This is a genomic window from Streptomyces sp. NBC_00316, from assembly GCF_036158715.1.
Lineage (GTDB): Bacteria > Actinomycetota > Actinomycetes > Streptomycetales > Streptomycetaceae > Streptomyces.
This window is the reverse complement of the sequence record NZ_CP108023.1, coordinates 4095642-4111488: the sequence shown is the minus strand read 5'-3', so window position 1 is coordinate 4111488 and position 15847 is coordinate 4095642. Positions and strand designations below refer to the sequence as shown.

14 protein-coding genes and 1 pseudogene are annotated in these 15847 nt (G+C 69.1%); 7 read left to right on the top strand and 8 right to left on the bottom strand.

All coding sequences use genetic code 11. The annotated features are described in order from the left end of the window. The first annotated feature begins 6 nt into the window (after positions 1 to 6). The 4 genes from thrC (at position 7) to groL (ending at position 4292) form a co-directional block, all read left to right on the top strand. Positions 7 to 1308: a threonine synthase gene (gene thrC, locus OG878_RS18265; RefSeq protein ID WP_328887775.1), complete on the top strand. Its 1302-nt coding sequence runs from the start codon at positions 7 to 9 to the stop codon at positions 1306 to 1308. Between the two features lie 33 nt (positions 1309 to 1341). Continuing rightward, positions 1342 to 1620, top strand: a complete 279-nt coding sequence (locus tag OG878_RS18260; protein ID WP_277327627.1) for a ubiquitin-like small modifier protein 1 — start codon at positions 1342 to 1344, stop codon at positions 1618 to 1620. Between the two features lie 476 nt (positions 1621 to 2096). Then, the gene (locus tag OG878_RS18255; RefSeq protein ID WP_003967346.1) at positions 2097 to 2303 is read left to right on the top strand and encodes a cold-shock protein; all 207 of its coding nucleotides are present in this window, start codon (positions 2097 to 2099) and stop codon (positions 2301 to 2303) included. A 366-nt stretch (positions 2304 to 2669) separates the two neighbouring features. Next, positions 2670 to 4292, top strand: coding sequence for a chaperonin GroEL (gene groL / locus OG878_RS18250; RefSeq protein ID WP_037692815.1), 1623 nt, complete (start codon positions 2670 to 2672; stop codon positions 4290 to 4292). Positions 4293 to 4400: 108 nt separating this feature from the next. Here groL and OG878_RS18245 read toward each other — a convergent pair whose 3' ends face one another. After that, the gene (locus OG878_RS18245; RefSeq protein WP_328887774.1) at positions 4401 to 5069 is read right to left on the bottom strand and encodes an HAD family acid phosphatase; all 669 of its coding nucleotides are present in this window, start codon (positions 5067 to 5069) and stop codon (positions 4401 to 4403) included. Between the two features lie 271 nt (positions 5070 to 5340). Between OG878_RS18245 and OG878_RS18240 the strand changes: the two are divergent. Beyond that, positions 5341 to 6400 (top strand): annotated as a pseudogene (locus OG878_RS18240) (IS200/IS605 family accessory protein TnpB-related protein); the annotation flags it as partial. A 259-nt stretch (positions 6401 to 6659) separates the two neighbouring features. Here the strand turns inward: OG878_RS18240 and OG878_RS18235 are convergent. The 5 genes from OG878_RS18235 to OG878_RS18215 form a co-directional block, all read right to left on the bottom strand. Continuing rightward, positions 6660 to 7670 (bottom strand): glycoside hydrolase family 11 protein, encoded by a 1011-nt coding sequence (locus tag OG878_RS18235; protein ID WP_328887773.1) that lies wholly within the window; start codon positions 7668 to 7670, stop codon positions 6660 to 6662. A gap of 668 nt (positions 7671 to 8338) precedes the next feature. Continuing rightward, positions 8339 to 9124 carry a gamma-glutamylcyclotransferase family protein gene (locus OG878_RS18230; RefSeq protein ID WP_328887772.1) on the bottom strand — a complete coding sequence of 262 codons (786 nt, stop codon included), beginning with the start codon at positions 9122 to 9124 and terminating at the stop codon, positions 8339 to 8341. 194 nt (positions 9125 to 9318) lie between these two features. Further along, the gene (locus OG878_RS18225; RefSeq protein ID WP_328887771.1) at positions 9319 to 10857 is read right to left on the bottom strand and encodes a PTS transporter subunit EIIC; all 1539 of its coding nucleotides are present in this window, start codon (positions 10855 to 10857) and stop codon (positions 9319 to 9321) included. A 55-nt stretch (positions 10858 to 10912) separates the two neighbouring features. Further along, positions 10913 to 11890 carry an N-acetylmuramic acid 6-phosphate etherase gene (gene murQ, locus OG878_RS18220; protein ID WP_328887770.1) on the bottom strand — a complete coding sequence of 326 codons (978 nt, stop codon included), beginning with the start codon at positions 11888 to 11890 and terminating at the stop codon, positions 10913 to 10915. A gap of 66 nt (positions 11891 to 11956) precedes the next feature. Then, a complete protein-coding gene (locus tag OG878_RS18215) occupies positions 11957 to 12877 on the bottom strand; it encodes a MurR/RpiR family transcriptional regulator (RefSeq protein WP_328887769.1) in 921 nt (306 codons plus the stop codon). Positions 12878 to 13033: 156 nt separating this feature from the next. Here OG878_RS18215 and OG878_RS18210 point away from each other — a divergent pair, with 156 nt between their 5' ends. Both OG878_RS18210 and OG878_RS18205 read left to right on the top strand, forming a co-directional pair. Then, a complete protein-coding gene (locus OG878_RS18210) occupies positions 13034 to 13402 on the top strand; it encodes a hypothetical protein (protein ID WP_328887768.1) in 369 nt (122 codons plus the stop codon). After that, positions 13399 to 13680: a DUF4031 domain-containing protein gene (locus OG878_RS18205; RefSeq protein WP_328887767.1), complete on the top strand. Its 282-nt coding sequence runs from the start codon at positions 13399 to 13401 to the stop codon at positions 13678 to 13680. Before OG878_RS18210 ends, OG878_RS18205 begins: the two co-directional genes overlap by 4 nt. Positions 13681 to 13728: 48 nt before the next feature. Here OG878_RS18205 and OG878_RS18200 read toward each other — a convergent pair whose 3' ends face one another. Continuing rightward, positions 13729 to 14958, bottom strand: coding sequence for a Cmx/CmrA family chloramphenicol efflux MFS transporter (locus tag OG878_RS18200; RefSeq protein WP_328891288.1), 1230 nt, complete (start codon positions 14956 to 14958; stop codon positions 13729 to 13731). A gap of 95 nt (positions 14959 to 15053) precedes the next feature. Further along, positions 15054 to 15767, bottom strand: coding sequence for an HD domain-containing protein (locus OG878_RS18195; protein ID WP_328887766.1), 714 nt, complete (start codon positions 15765 to 15767; stop codon positions 15054 to 15056). Positions 15768 to 15847 lie beyond the last annotated feature (80 nt).

Genomic DNA, 15847 nt, shown 5'->3' with positions numbered 1-15847 from the left:
GCCATCATGGCTACGCAGACTGTTGCAGTAAGCACCGATTTTTCCGCCGACGCTGTCGACCTCGGTCCCGCCGCGGCACTCTCCTGTCGCGAGTGCGGAGAGCGTTTCGATCTCGGCCCCATTTTCGCCTGCGCGTCGTGTTTCGGGCCGCTCGAAGTGGCGTACGACCTGCCGAGCGGCTCCCCGGACGAGCTGAAGAAGCGCATCGAAGCCGGGCCGAACAACATCTGGCGTTACGCGCCGCTGCTGCCGGTCCCCGCCGATGTGGCCGACAAGCCCAACATCAACCCCGGCTTCACCAAGCTGGTCAAGGCCGACAACCTCGCCCGTGAACTGGGCGTCACCGGCGGCCTGTACGTCAAGGACGACTCCGGCAACCCGACGCACTCCTTCAAGGACCGCGTCGTCGCGATCGCCGTCGAGGCCGCCCGCGCCTTCGGTTTCACCACTCTCTCCTGCTCCTCCACCGGCAACCTCGCAGGCGCCGTCGGCGCCGCCGCCGCCCGGGCCGGACTGCGGTCCTGCGTGTTCATCCCGCACGACCTGGAGCAGGGCAAGGTCGTCATGGCCGCGGTGTACGGCGGCGAACTGGTCGGCATCGAGGGCAACTACGACGACGTCAACCGCTTCTGCTCGGAGCTCATCGGCGACCCGCTCGGCGAGGGCTGGGGCTTCGTCAACGTGAACCTGCGGCCGTACTACGGCGAGGGTTCCAAGACCCTCGCGTACGAGATCTGCGAGCAGCTCGGCTGGCGGCTGCCCGACCAGCTCGTCATCCCGATCGCCTCCGGCTCGCAGCTCACGAAGATCGACAAGGGTCTGCAGGAGCTGATCAAGCTCGGTCTCGTCGAGGACAAGCCGTACAAGATCTTCGGCGCCCAGGCCGAAGGCTGCTCCCCGGTCTCCACGGCCTTCAAGGCCGGTCACGACGTCGTGCGCCCGCAGAAGCCGGACACCATCGCCAAGTCCCTGGCGATCGGCAACCCGGCCGACGGCCCGTACGTCCTGGACATCGCCCGCCGGACCGGCGGCGCCGTCGAGGACGTCGACGACGAGCAGGTCGTCGACGCGATCAAGCTGCTGGCGCGCACCGAGGGCATCTTCGCCGAGACGGCGGGCGGGGTGACGGTCGGCGTGACGAAGAAGCTGATCGAGGCCGGTCTGCTGGACCCGACGCTCACCACCGTCGTCCTGAACACCGGTGACGGACTGAAGACGCTGGACGCGGTCGCCCCGACCACCGGCCCGACCGCGACGATCCGGCCCAGCCTGGACGCGTTCCGCGACGCCGGTCTCGCCCGCAGTTGACCCGACCACCCGAGGCACAAGGAAGGCACCCACATGAGCGTCAAGGTCCGTATCCCCACCATCCTGCGCACCTACACGGGCGGTCAGGCCGAGGTCGCGGCCGAGGGCACGACCCTCTCCCAGGTCATCGAGTCGCTGGAGCAGAACCACCCGGGCATCGCCGCGCGCGTCCTGGACGACCAGGGCAAGCTGCGCCGGTTCGTGAACGTGTACGTCAACGACGACGACGTGCGCTTCGAGGGCGGCCTGGAGACGGCCACCCCGGACGGTGCGGGCATCTCGATCATTCCGGCGGTCGCGGGCGGCTGCTGACCCGCCGTCGGCGCGGCGGATCCCGGGTCCGTCCCGCGGCGTCGTCCTCGCCGGCCCGGACGGCCGGCTGCACAGTGTCACCGGAATTGCCCCCTCTGCGAGCTGAGCAGAGGGGGCAATTCTGCATGGTTGAGCGCGGTAGAGTTGGGAAGTCCCCTTCGCTGCCCGTGCCGACCGCATATGAGAATGCGCCCGCTCGCGACAAGATGCAGCCAAAGTGCTCGAACTCCTTGCGCCATTAGTGGCCTTTGCCCGGCCCGAGTTGCCCTGGAATCGCATGAATTCCGCATATTCGGGCGTTCGGTGCCGCTCAGAATTCTCGTCCGATTGACCTGTTGCAGAGGGCAGTTGGGCAGATACATTCAGCCGCGGTCGACGCGTTCCGGCGCACGCACCCTCTCCTGTCGGAGGGTGAGTTCTGACCCGGGTCCGCGAAGTGCGGTCCTGTGCAAGGGCCAGTAATAGGGGAGTTAGGCATGGCTCAGGGCACCGTCAAGTGGTTCAACGCGGAGAAGGGGTACGGCTTCATCGCGGTCGACGGTGGTGCGGATGTTTTCGTCCACTACAGCGCGATCCAGATGGACGGGTACCGCACCCTCGAAGAGGGTCAGCGAGTTGAATTCGAAATCTCGCAGGGCCAGAAGGGGCCGCAGGCGGACATGGTCAAGCTCGCCGTCGGCTGAGCTCGGCGCAGTCGGCCAACGACACCACTCACGCATGAAGGGCCCGTACCCGCCAGGGGACGGGCCCTTCACGCGTGCCCCGCGCACCGCGTCGCCTCGGTGCCCCCGCCCGTCGGGCCGTCCCTCGCCCGATGTACCGGCACCCGGCTTCCGGGTTGTCCACAACCGCCATGGGCGCTTGCACTCGTGAGGGTCGAGTGCTAATCATTGGCGTTAGCACTCTCCAGGTGAGAGTGACAGAATTTGGACCGGGCCGGTGAGGCCCGCAGGCCTGGTGGGGCAAGGAACCGCCGGGTGCGCAGGCCGTCCGTCGCGGGCGCCACTCGGTCCGGAGAAATCCACCCCTGTCCGGGAGGACCACTTCACATGGCCAAGATCATCGCGTTCGACGAGGAGGCACGGCGCGGTCTCGAGCGCGGGATGAACCAGCTCGCCGACGCCGTCAAGGTCACCCTTGGCCCCAAGGGCCGCAACGTCGTCCTCGAGAAGAAGTGGGGCGCGCCCACGATCACCAACGATGGTGTTTCCATCGCCAAGGAGATCGAGCTCGAGGACCCGTACGAGAAGATCGGCGCCGAGCTGGTCAAGGAAGTCGCCAAGAAGACGGACGACGTCGCCGGCGACGGTACGACCACCGCCACCGTTCTCGCCCAGGCGCTCGTCCGCGAGGGCCTGCGCAACGTCGCCGCGGGTGCCAACCCGATGGCCCTCAAGCGGGGCATCGAGAAGGCCGTCGAGGCCGTCTCCGCCGCTCTGCTGGAGCAGGCCAAGGACGTGGAGACCAAGGAGCAGATCGCTTCGACGGCCTCCATCTCCGCCGCCGACACCCAGATCGGCGAGCTCATCGCCGAGGCGATGGACAAGGTCGGCAAGGAAGGCGTCATCACCGTCGAGGAGTCCCAGACCTTCGGTCTGGAGCTGGAGCTCACCGAGGGTATGCGCTTCGACAAGGGCTACATCTCGGCGTACTTCGCCACCGACATGGAGCGCATGGAGTCGTCCCTCGACGACCCGTACATCCTCATCGTCAACTCCAAGGTCAGCAACGTGAAGGACCTCCTTCCGCTGCTGGAGAAGGTCATGCAGTCCGGCAAGCCGCTGCTGATCATCGCCGAGGACGTCGAGGGCGAGGCCCTGTCGACCCTGGTCGTCAACAAGATCCGTGGCACCTTCAAGTCCGTCGCCGTCAAGGCTCCGGGCTTCGGTGACCGCCGCAAGGCCATGCTCGGCGACATCGCCATCCTCACCGGTGGCACGGTCATCTCCGAGGAGGTCGGTCTCAAGCTCGAGAACGCCGGCCTGGACCTGCTCGGCCGCGCCCGCAAGGTCGTCATCACCAAGGACGAGACCACGATCGTCGACGGTGCCGGTGACAGCGACCAGGTTCAGGGTCGCGTCAACCAGATCCGTGCCGAGATCGAGAACTCCGACTCGGACTACGACCGCGAGAAGCTGCAGGAGCGCCTGGCGAAGCTGGCCGGCGGCGTGGCCGTCATCAAGGCCGGTGCCGCCACCGAGGTCGAGCTCAAGGAGCGCAAGCACCGCATCGAGGACGCCGTTCGCAACGCGAAGGCGGCCGTCGAGGAGGGCATCGTCGCCGGTGGTGGCGTCGCGCTGCTGCAGGCTTCGGCCGTCTTCGAGAAGCTGGAGCTCTCGGGTGACGAGGCGACCGGCGCCAACGCCGTCAAGCTGGCGCTGGAGGCCCCGCTCAAGCAGATCGCCGTCAACGGTGGTCTCGAGGGTGGCGTCGTCGTCGAGAAGGTGCGCAACCTGCCGATCGGTCACGGCCTGAACGCCGCGACCGGCGAGTACGTCGACATGATCGCCGAGGGCATTCTCGACCCGGCGAAGGTCACGCGCTCCGCTCTGCAGAACGCCGCGTCGATCGCCGCGCTGTTCCTGACCACCGAGGCCGTCATCGCCGACAAGCCGGAGAAGGCCTCTGCGGCCGCTCCGGGCGGCATGCCGGGCGGTGACATGGACTTCTGATCCTGACGGATCAGTAGTTCGGTCGCACATCGGCCCCCGGGACCTGTACTGGTCCCGGGGGCCGATGCCGTGTTCGCGACGGCTGCGGCGGTGACGGCCGGTCAGCGGTCAGGAGAGCTTGCCGTCGTAGTCCGGGAGCTTGAACGTCCGCTCGGCATGACCGCCCACCAGGTCGCTGTCGTTGTTGCCGATGTTGGCGATGATCGTGTAGCCCCGGGCCTCGATCTCGGCGCGCTTGGCGGTCTTGTACGCGCTGACCTCGTCGAAGAGGTCGGGCAGGTCGCGGACGTAGAGCCCGGTCACCGGGTAGCCCACCGCGGTGAGGTTGTACTGCGTCAGTGAGGCGATGATGCCCGGGCGGGCGGTGACGAAGAAGATGGCGACGCCCTGGGAGTCGGCGTACCGCACCAGATCGCGGACCTGGGCGATCGCCGGGGTGGGGAACGTCCAGAAGTAGTGGAAGTCCGTCTCCAGCGACGAGTTGTCGATGTCGAGGACGATCGCCGGTTTCTGGCCCGCGGGTGTCTGCGCGATGCGCTGCTGGATGTAGGGGCGGGCCACGTCGATGACCGCGGCGACATCGCGCTGCCAGGTGCCGTAGTCGACGCCCAGGATGGCGGCGTTGCCGCCGGGGGCCCACGACGTGGTGGCGGCGGGCGAGGACGCGGGGGTGGCCTGGGCGGCGCCTGCGGGTACGGCGAGGGCGAGAACGGCTGCTGCGGCGGCGACGGCACCGGCCGTACGGACGGACCGGGTACGGCTTCGAGTTCGGCTCATGAGGGTGTCTCCTGGGTCGACTTTGACATGCACGCGCTCAACCCTCGACGGGGTCGGGCCTCATGTCTACTGGTCGGTAGGAAACTTCTCGTGGACGCGCCATGAACCGGCCGCTCGAGGCCCGGACCGAAGGCCGGTCGAGGGGTGCGGTTTCTGGAGCCCCTTGACCTCGCGGGCGCACTCGGCGCATTGACGGTTTGGTGTGCAGAAGTGAGTTGTAGCGCCCGGGAATGAGTCCGGTGGTGGGCCGGCAGAGGTCGGAACGGTTCTGGAGCGGTGGCGGGAGCGGTGGGAGGCGGAACGCTGGTTTCTTGCGGCGGACGGTGAGTCGGGGAAGCGGTTCGGGAACGAAACGATCCGCGTCACTGCGGACGGCCAGGTGTCCATCAAGCTGCCCGCCCCGCTCGCGCACCTGGCCAACACCTCGCACGGCCGCTACACCCTCACCGCCACCGTGGCGTTCGCGCACCGGGGTGTGGAGTGGGCCGACCGCATCGCCGCGAACCGGGCTGTTGCCTACCGCATCCACCTCGACGTGGACCGTGGGCGCTGGTATCTGACCGCGTCCTGGCAACGCCCCCTCGTGCAGACCATCCGGCTGGAGACCGCCCGGGCCCACGGCATGATCGGCGTCGACACCAATGCCGACCACTTCGCCGCCTACCGCCTCGACCCGCACGGCAACCCGGTCGGGGCACCGCGCCGCTTCGCCTACGACCTGTCCGGCACCACCACCCACCGCGACGCACAGATCCGCCACGCCCTCACCCGCCTCATCAACTGGGCCAAGCAGACCGGCGTCACCGCGATCGGCATCGAAGACCTCGACTTCCAAGCCGAGAAGACGAGGGAGAATCACGGCCGCCGCAAAAAGTTCCGGCAGCTGATCTCCGGCATCCCGACCGGCAAACTCAAGGCCCGGCTCGTATCCATGGCCGCCGGACAAGGCCTCGCGATCGTCGCGGTCGACCCCGCCTACACGTATGTGGGGTGGACAGCACTGGCAGAAAGCGCTGACCACCTCGCACCGCGGAATGTCCCGTCACGATGCCGCCGGTATCGCGATCGGACGACGCGCCCTCGGACACCCGATCCGGCGACGGACGACACCGCCCCCACACGACCGGAGTGATCGTGTCGGGCATCGGACTGCCCAGGCCGGACCAGGTGCACGAGGGCGTCAGGGAACCCGCCCACCCACCACGGACCACGCCCCCGGAGACGTGCAGCCGAACGGGACGCGAAAGCGGGAACCCAGCGCATCCAACACCGTTCGGGATGCGCCCAGAACACATAGGTGGGTCCAGGACTCACTTATGCACACTGGCTAGAACGGTCGCTTGTTGTCCGGAACGCTAGAGCGTCCGCACCGTGTGTGGCAAGCCGGTCACGAAAAGTGAACATGGCTGCTGAGGAGGGTGGGTGGGCAGAGAGCCCTCCACCCATTCCATGGAAAGAGGGCTCGGGGCGCGGGTCTTGAGCCCCGGGGCGTTCGAGCCGCGCATCCTCATTTCGCGCCCATGCGATCCGAACCGCCCCCGTGGCGTGGCGGCCGTGGGGAGCCGCGCCACGGGGGCGGTGTTTCGGGTGTCAGCCTGCGCTGCAGGTGACTGTCGGCCAGGTCCAGGTGCCGTTGGTCTGGAGGGTGACGCCCCAGTTGTTGCCGCTGCCGTTGGGTTTGGCGGTCAGCACTTGGGCGCTGGGGTAGCTGGCGCTGATGTTCCAGCTTGCGATGATCTTCTCCGGGGACGGAACGTTCATGGTCACGGTCCAGTTGCTGGAGCCGCTGACCGAGACGTTGAGGTTGTACCGGTCACTCCACTTGTCGCCCGCGGACAGGGTCGCGGTGCAGCCGCCGCCGCCGGTGCCCCCGCCGGTGCCCCCGCCGGAGCCGCCGCCTGAGCCGGAGTCGCTCACCGTGATGTTGGAGTTCCCGCTGCTCTGGTAGCCCTCTGTCGCGAGCACCATGTAGTTGAAGCTGCCGAGGCTCATTCCCTTGCCGGCCCAGGCGTCGAAGTGGTTGCCGGTGGTGATGGTTCCGCCCGTCTTCTTCGACTGCCGGACGCTCCAGTACTGCTTGAAGGTCTTGGTGCCTTCGATGGAGGGGGCATTGGTGCGCGTCGTCTCGTAGATGTCGTACGTACCGCCGTCGCTGGTGACCGTTCCCTTGAACGTTCCCGTGGGCCGGTAGGTGCCCCAGTTGTCGACGACGTAGTACTCGACGAGCGGGTTGGTCGTCCACCCGTAGAGGGCCAGGTACGCGTTGCCGGACGGGTTGAAACTGCCCGAATAGTTCACACTCTTGCGCCCGCCGGTACTCCAGCCCTTGCCGGCGACGAAGTTGCCGACGTTGCTCCACGAGGTGCTGTAATTTCCCCCGGAGCCCAGGTTCATGGAGACCGACCCGCCACCGTCGGACCAGAACGAGTAGTAGTAGCCGTTGTTGGTGCCGGTCTGGTTCGTGGTGATGGTCGTGTCCGCATGGGCGGCGACCGGAAGGATCGCCGCGGCCGCGGCGGCCAGCGCAATGGCCCAGGCGCTTCTGATGAGCAGCGTGAGGCGACCACGTCTGCGTCTCTTCTGATGAACGAGTTTGTTCATGTGCGGGTTTCCTCCTCGTGAAAGCTGGCGAGGGGCGGGCGGCACGATGTGACCTGGCAGGGCCGACGCCGGTCAGGAAGTGACGTCGACCGCGCGCCGGCGTCGCGCAACGCAGCGGGGCATGGCCCGGTCGTCGCGCGCTCGGCGACCGGAGAACGAGGTCACGGTGGCGACCCGGCTCAACAGTTGTTGAGGTCTGTCAACGGCGAACAGTGTTGATCCGGCCCCAACGGCTGTCAACAGTTTCGGCAAGAGTTGCGAAATATTCGTGTGCCAGGAAATTCCCGGAAGAGGCAATGTGCCTGGTCATTGCCATTTCCGGTTGATCAAGTAGGAGGTGATCGTTGGATGGCGCAATCCGAAGGCCATGATTCGGAGTCGACTCATCGAAAGTTTCGAAACTTTCCCGGACGCGTTGCACGGGGCGCGACGGCGCCGTGGCGGAGTCGGCCGGGCCCGTGCGCGGCCTCGTGGTCACGACGACGGGGGCGGTCACCGGCTGCGTCGCTTTCGCGTCCGTCGCAGTGCCGGCTCCGCGCGTCGCAACGGCCGGCCGGACCTCTCCCGCACCGGCGTGGGCGGGCCGCACCATCGCTCGGCCGGTCGTACCACCGGGACCGGCCCGCCGTGGGGCCGATCGTCGCGCGGTGGATTCGGGCTGTCCGGGTTCAGCGGCGGGGGAGCGTGATCTCGTCGAAGAGCTTCTCTCCGAGTTCGTCACGAAGCAGTGTGTCGATGGCGTTGGCGCGGGGAATATACACGAACGGCCGCCAGGGGTAGATGCGGTCGTTGAACCACGGCGTCTGCCAGTCGGACGTGGTTCTGATGAATTCCTTGGCGAATTGGGATTCTCGGGCTTCTGGATAGGATTCCTCGTTCTCCAGGCAGCCGTCCAGGCATACGTCCACATATGACTGGACGATGGGGAAGCGGTCGCTCGGATAACGGCGGTTGACGTTGGCGAAATACCATACGGTACCGGCGGGCGGGCTTTTGCTGCCATCCAGCATGGCGATGTCACGTGACGGGATCCGTGTGAGCCGGTACCCGGATTCACGTCGCGCGAAGGCCCTGAGTTCCTCCGGTGTGACAGAGAAGACGACGCCGTTGCATGTGGCGCCCTTCATGGGGACGGCCCCCAGATACGTAGGGCCCCAACTGGCCGTGTTCATGCGGTCGTACCAGCCACGACTGATCCCCCGGACCACCGCGGGCGCAGCCTTTTCCGCCTCGGGCCAGGTCGAGGTCCGTGATTCTCGCTGAATCAGGGACCCGTACCCGAAGATATGGTTGCGTCCCGTGATCGGCGGCAAGAGTTCAGGATGTCCCGTCGGTTCGGTCTTCGGGGGGCCCGAATCCCTGTAGGTGCCCACGAATGCGCTGCGCGTCCCGAGTGCAATGGCCCCACCCAGCTGAATCGCTTTGCGCCGTTCGATGGTGCACTCAGGGTTCATCTCTGTCTCCAGGCTGCACGGTATGGGAGAGGGGTCCTGTCGGAGCCCACCTTGACCTGCGTACGCCATCATCACGTTCGCCACCGAGGGGATGCGATGCGACACGCGTCGAGTCCGGCCCACGGCCGCCGGCCCCACGACGCAGCAGAGGGCGGCACCCCGGCCGGGGTGCCGCCCTCTGCTGCGTTACGGGATCAGGCGCGTGCCGGTTCCGGTGCCGGGTCGGTGACCGGGGCGGCCGGGGTGCCCGTTGCTGCGACCGTCGAAGCCGCCGGCTCCTGCGACACGTTGAACTCCGCCAGCAGGTCCTTGCTGAAGCCGAAGAAGTACGTGGCGACGAAGCCCGCGAGGTAGCCGACCAGCAGGCCGCCCGCGTAGATCGCGATCGTCGTGCCCAGGCCGTGGTTGCCGTCCAGGAGCGGGAACAGGGCCCAGCCGGACGGGCCGATCGCCGTGGAGCCGACCGCGCTGCCGAGCTGGTTGAAGAAGCCGACGAACGCGCCGCCGAACGCACCGCCCACACACGCGGTGATGAACGGGCGGCCGAGGGGCAGCGAGACACCGTAGATCAGGGGCTCGCCCACGCCCAGCAGGCCTGCCGGGAGCGCCGACTTGATCGTCCTGCGGATCGACTCGTTGCGGGGGAGGCGGAGGTAGACCGCGATCGACGCGCCGACCTGGCCCGCGCCCGCCATGGCGAGGATCGGAAGGAGGACCGTGTAACCCTGCTGCTCGATCAGCGTGGTGTGGATCGGGATCAGCGCCTGGTGCAGGCCCAGCATGACCAGCGGGAGGAAGAACCCGCCGAGGACCAGGCCCGCGCCCGCACCGCCGTTGGACAGCAGCCAGTTGGCGAAGTCGCCGATCGCGGTGGAGACCTCACCGGCCACGTACATCAGACCGAAGATCGTCACCAGGCCGGAGACCAGTACCGTCAGCGTCGGGGTGACCAGGACGTCCAGCGCCTCCGGGACCCAGCGCCGGCACCACTTCTCCACGTACACCGCGAGGACCGCCGCGCCGAGGGCGCCCAGCACACCGCCCTGGCCGGGGGAGAGCTTCTGGCCGAACGCCTCGATGTCCGCGACGCCCGGGAAGACGATGATCGCGGCGACCGCACCGCCGAGGATCGGCGTGCCGCCGAACTCCTTCGCCGTGTTGTAGCCGACGAAGACGGCGATCAGCGCCATGAAGCCGGACGCCATGGCGCCCAGGGCGGGCGTGACCGACGTCAGCCAGCCCAGGTTCTTCAGCAGGCCGTTGAGGCCGGCGATGATGCCGCAGCCGATGAGGGCGGGGATCAGCGGGACGAAGATGTTGGCGATCTTCCGGAGGAACAGCTTGAACGGGGTGGCGTTCTTCGCCTTCCGGGCCGCCCTGATTGCGGCGCCCTGCGCGGCGAGTTCGTCCGCAGCGGCCGAGGCCGAGGCAGGAGTCGCGGGGGTGGCGGCGGGTTCCGGGGTTGCCGCCCGGCCCTCCTCCACCAGCTTCTCGAACTCCGGGGTGACCCGGGCGACGGTGCCCGGGCCGAGGACGATCTGGTACGTCTCGTCCTCGACCACACCCATGACGGCGGGGAGCGCCTTCAGGGCCTCGTCGTCGACGAGCGAGCGGTCGTTCAGGCCCAGCCGGAGCCGGGTCATGCAGTGGACGACGGAGCTTACGTTTGCGGCGCCACCGACGAGCGGAAGGATCGCGGCGGCAGTGGCGCGGTTCTTGTCTTCTGTAGCCATGGTGCGTGGTGCCTTGCTGTGCGGGGGTGTGGAGCGGTTCCCCGGATGGGGATTTTCAGGGGGTGGTGCGCGGTGCGGCCGCGAGGGCGGCACGGAGGTGGCCGTCGGATGCGGACAGAAGGGTGGCGGCGGTGGGGCCGTCGACCCGGCCGAGGATGGTGAGGATCGCGTTCTTCACCTCGCCGTCGGTGGCGGCGAGTGCGGCCTCGATCTCCTCGTCGGAGGCGCCGGTGGCGAGCGCGACGATCCGGCGGGACCGGGCGCGCAGCTTCTCGTTGGACGCGCGGACGTCGACCATGAGGTTTCCGTACGTCTTGCCGAGCCGGATCATCGTGATCGTCGACAGCATGTTGAGGACGAGCTTCTGCGCCGTACCGGCCTTGAGGCGGGTGGAGCCGGTGAGAAGTTCGGGGCCGACGACGATCTCGAGGGGGTGCTCGGACGCGGCGCCGAGCGCCGAGTCCGCGTTGCAGGACAGCCCGATGGTCAGCGCGCCCTTGCGGCGGGCGTGCTCGACGGCTCCGACCGCGTACGGCGTACGGCCGGAGGCGGAGATGCCGACCACGGTGTCGTCGGGGGTGAGATCCAGGGCGTCGAGGTCTGCGGCGGCCAGCTCCTTGCTGTCCTCGGCGCCTTCGACGGCCGTGATGATCGCGGACGGGCCGCCCGCGATCAGGCCGATGACCTCGGACGGGTCGGTGTTGAACGTGGGCGGGCACTCGCTGGCGTCCAGGATGCCGAGCCGGCCCGGGGTGCCCGCGCCCGCGTAGATGAGCCGGCCGCCACGGGCCATGCGCGCGGCCGTGGCGTCGATCGCGGCGGCGATCTCGGGCAGCCGGGCGGCGACGGCGGTGGGGACGGTCCGGTCCTCGCCGTTCATGATCCCGGCGATCTCCAGGGTGTCCAGCCGGTCGATCTCGGCGAGCTCGGGCCGGAACTCCTCGGTGGTGAGGGTGGCGAGCTCGGCGCGCAGCTCCCCGTACTCGGAGTGCCGGCCGGGCGTCGTGGCGTTGGCGTCGGTGGTGGAGGTCATGGAGAGCGGCTCTGCTTTCTCGATCTCGTGTCTCAGGAGGGTTCGGGCGGCGCGGTGTGCGGGCCGTCAGCGGGTGCTGCGTGGCGTGTGGCGATGGGCGAGCGCCTCGTACGAAGCGGCCAGGGCCGGGGCGGCCGTCTCGTACGTCCGCTGGGCCACCCCGATGAACAGGCAGTCCACGACGAGCAGCTGACTCGTGCGGCTCGACATGGCGGCGGGACGCAGTTCGCTCTCGCGGGCGGTGGACGTGGTCAGCACGTGGTCCGCGTACTGCGACACCGGACCGTCGGGGCGGCCGGTGATCGCGATCGTCGTCGCCCCCTGGTCGAAGGCCACCCGCAGCGGTTCGATCACATCGACCGTGGATCCCGAGTGGGTGATCGCGATGGCCAGGTCGCCGGAGCGGAGCTGCACGGCGTTGGTCACGGCCAGGTGCGGGTCCGTGTGGGCGTGCGCGATCAGGCCGATACGGAGCAGCTTCTGCCCCAGGTCCTGGGCGACGAGGGAGGAGGCGCCGACGCCGTAGATGTCGATCCGGCGGGCGGCCGACGCGGCGGCGACGGCCGCACCGAGCTGCACCATGTCGAGTCCGGCGGCCGTGTCGGCGAGGGTCTGCTGCTCGTCGAAGGCGAGCTTGGCGACCACATCGGCGATCGGGTCGTCGACGGCTATGTCCGCCGTGACGGCGGGGGCGCGGCCGGACTGCTGGTGGGCGGCGAGCCCGGCGAGGGCGAGGCGCAGGTCCCGGTAACCGGGGTAGCCGAGGAGGCGGGCCGTGCGGACCACGGTCGCCTCGCTGGTGCCGGTGAGCTCGGCGAGACCGGTGACCGTCAGGGCAGCGCAGCCGGCCGGGTCCCCGGCGACGGCTTCGGCGACCCGCTGCATCGAGCGCGTCATGGACGGCGCGAGGGTCCGCACCTTGGCCGCGAGGGCGGCCGGGGCGGGCGGGGAATCACCGCTGAAACTTTCCTTCAGGTCATTGGTCACATTTGAAAGATATTTTCAACATTGCGGTCCGTCAACCCCCTTTGGTCCCGACCTCTGGCGGTAGTTGGTCACCGCCTGAGTCGGTGCCGAGGATCTGCGCGTGCGAAGGGTCCTCCCGCGCCGGGGGCCGTCACCGCAACGGGTGACAATGGCCCCATGGAGCTGAACCACCTGGAGCAGGCGCTGCATACCGCCCGCGCACTGGTCATGGCCGATCTCACCGCCGGCGGTGTCGCCGAGGCCGAGATCGTCTCGCTCGTCGAGGATGCGGTGGCTCACCGGCGGTGGTGGGTCGAACAGTGGCCGGACGGTGTGGAGTACGTGGTCGGGCTGGTCGCCCAGGACGTTCAGGACGCGCTGCTGGAGCGGTACGGCCGCTGGCCGATCTGCCCGGTCTGTGCCGAGGGCGACCCGCACGCCCTCGACGTCGAGCCGGAACTGGGCCCGGACCCGCGCTGGGTGTGCACCAAGGCGACCGTGATGGTGGCGCGCGTCGGCGCGCTGAACGGAGTGCTGGGCGGGTGACGGTCTACATCGACCCGCCGGACTGGCCGGGTCACGGACGTCTCTGGTCCCACCTGGTCAGTGATGCATCGTTCGAGGAGCTGCACGCCTTCGCCGCGTCGATCGGCTGCCCGCCGAAGGCGTTCGACCGTGACCACTACGACGTACCGGCGACGCGGTACGCCGACGCGGTGCGGGCCGGGGCCCGCGAGATCGGTTCAAAGGAACTGGTGCGCCGGCTCACGGCCGCCGGACTGCGCCGCCCGAAGGGACGCCCGGCGCCGCCGGGGTCTGCGTGAACGTGGGTGCGGGGACGGGCGCCGTGCCGTCGGGCCCGTCGCCGGGCGTCACGCCTTCAGTGCCTGCTCGGCCCGGTGCGCCGCCCGGTCCGCCGTGACCTGCGCGCCCGTCACCAGCCGGGACGGCGAACGGTGCCCGCGGTGCAGCCGCAGCGACCACACCACCGCCGCCAGCGCCAGGACCGTCATCGCCGCGCCCGCCCAGGCCGTCGCCGCGAACCCGAAGTCCGCGTCGATCACCGTGCCACCCAGCCAGGGGCCGCCCGTGTTGCCGAGGTTGAACGCGGCGGTCGTCGTCGCCCCCGCCAGCGTCGGGGCGGCGCCCGCGATGTTGAACATCCGGGCGTTCAGCGCCGGGGCCGTGTAGAAGGCGGACAGGCCCAGCAGGAACGCGAGCCCGACCGCGGCGACCTGGTTCGAGGCGAACAGCGCCAGCGCGATCAGGAAGACCGTCGAGGCCGCGATGCCGCTCATCAGGACCCCGAAGAGGTGCGCATCCGCGACCCGGCCGCCGATCGTCGTACCGATCAGCGCACCGACCCCGAACAGCGCGAGGACCGTCGGCACCCATCCCGAGTCCAGCCCGGCGACGTCCGTCAGCAGCGGCGCCAGATAGCTGAACGCGCAGAAGACGCCGCCCGCCGCCAGCGCCGTGACCACGATCGACAGCCACACCTGACGGTCGCGGTAGATGGACATCTCCAGCTTGAGCTGCGGCTTCTTCTCCGGGAGGGGGATGCGGGGGATCAGTGTCGCGATACCGACGAGTGCCACGGCCGACGCCGCACCGACCGCCCAGAACGCCGACCGCCAGCCGAGGTTCTCACCGAGGAACGCCCCCAGCGGTACACCGAGGACGTTCGCGATGGACAGCCCGCCGATCATCACGGCCATCGCTCTGGCCCGCGCGTTCATCGGCACCATCGCGATGGCGACCGCCGCCCCCACCGCCCAGAACCCGGCGCACGCGAAGGCGCTCACCACCCGGGACGCGAAGAGCACCTCGTACGTCGGCGCCAGCGCACCGGCGACCTGCCCGAGGCCGAAGACCGAGATCAGCGCGATCAGGGTGGTGCGGCGCGGCAGCCGGAGCGTGGCCACGGCGAGCAGGGGCGCACCGATCACCATGCCGATGGCGAAGGCGGATATGAGGAGCCCGGCCCGTGGGATCGACACGTTCATGTCGTCGGCGATCGGCGGCAGCAGCCCGGAGAGCATGAACTCGCTCGTGCCGAGGGCGAAGACCGAGAGGCCCAGAATGTAGACGGCCAGAGGCATGCGGGTGCGGCGGCGAAGGGCGGTATCGGGCATGACAGGTGCCAACACCGGTATCGGTCGTGTCATTCCCGTATCGGCGGATCGTGCCGCTTGTCTCAACGGGTGAGCAGCTCCAGCTCCGTCAGCAGGTTCTGCCGGGCGCGCGGTTCCCACTCCGCGATCCCGTGCGGCGTACGGAACAGTCTCGGCAGCCCGAGCAGCTGGCGCAGCACGGCCGCGCGCCCGTCCCGGAACGCGTCGTCGGGGACGAAACCGTATTCGTCCCGTACCTGGGCCGCGTACGCCGCGTACTCCTTGGGGGCGGCCGCGAGGATCGCCAGATCCGCGTCGCACAGCACCTCGCCGTTGGTGTCACCGTCCGCCGGATCGTGGGTGACGGTGAGCCGGACCAGCCTGACCACCTCCGCAGTGGTGTCGCCGGGGACACCCGCCTCGGGCAGCGCGCGCTCGGCGAGGGCGGCGCTTCGCTCCTCGTTCTCGGACCGGTCGGGCCGGTACACCGCGTCGTGGAACCACGCGGCGAGGCGGACGGCGTCCGGGTCGGCGGCGTGGCCGGCGAGGGTGTCGATGCGGTCGAGGACGGCCGTCAGATGGGCGGTGGTGTGGTAGCGGCGCTGCGGTTCGGCCCAGCGGGCAAGGAGGTTGTCGGCGTAGGGCAGCGGATCGGGGCCGTCGGCGCCGCCCCGGGCGCCGACGAGTGCCTCCTGCCAGCGGCCGCGGAGGACGTCGGCGGCAGTTCCTGCTTCGTGCACGCTGCCCGTCTCATGGGCGGCGCCGGGGGCACTGCTTTCGCGCGAGCTGTCCGTCATGGGACGACCCTAAGGGCTGTCCCGTGGCGACCGGACGGTCTCAGGGGATCCGCCGGGACACCCGTGGGCATCCCGGCGGA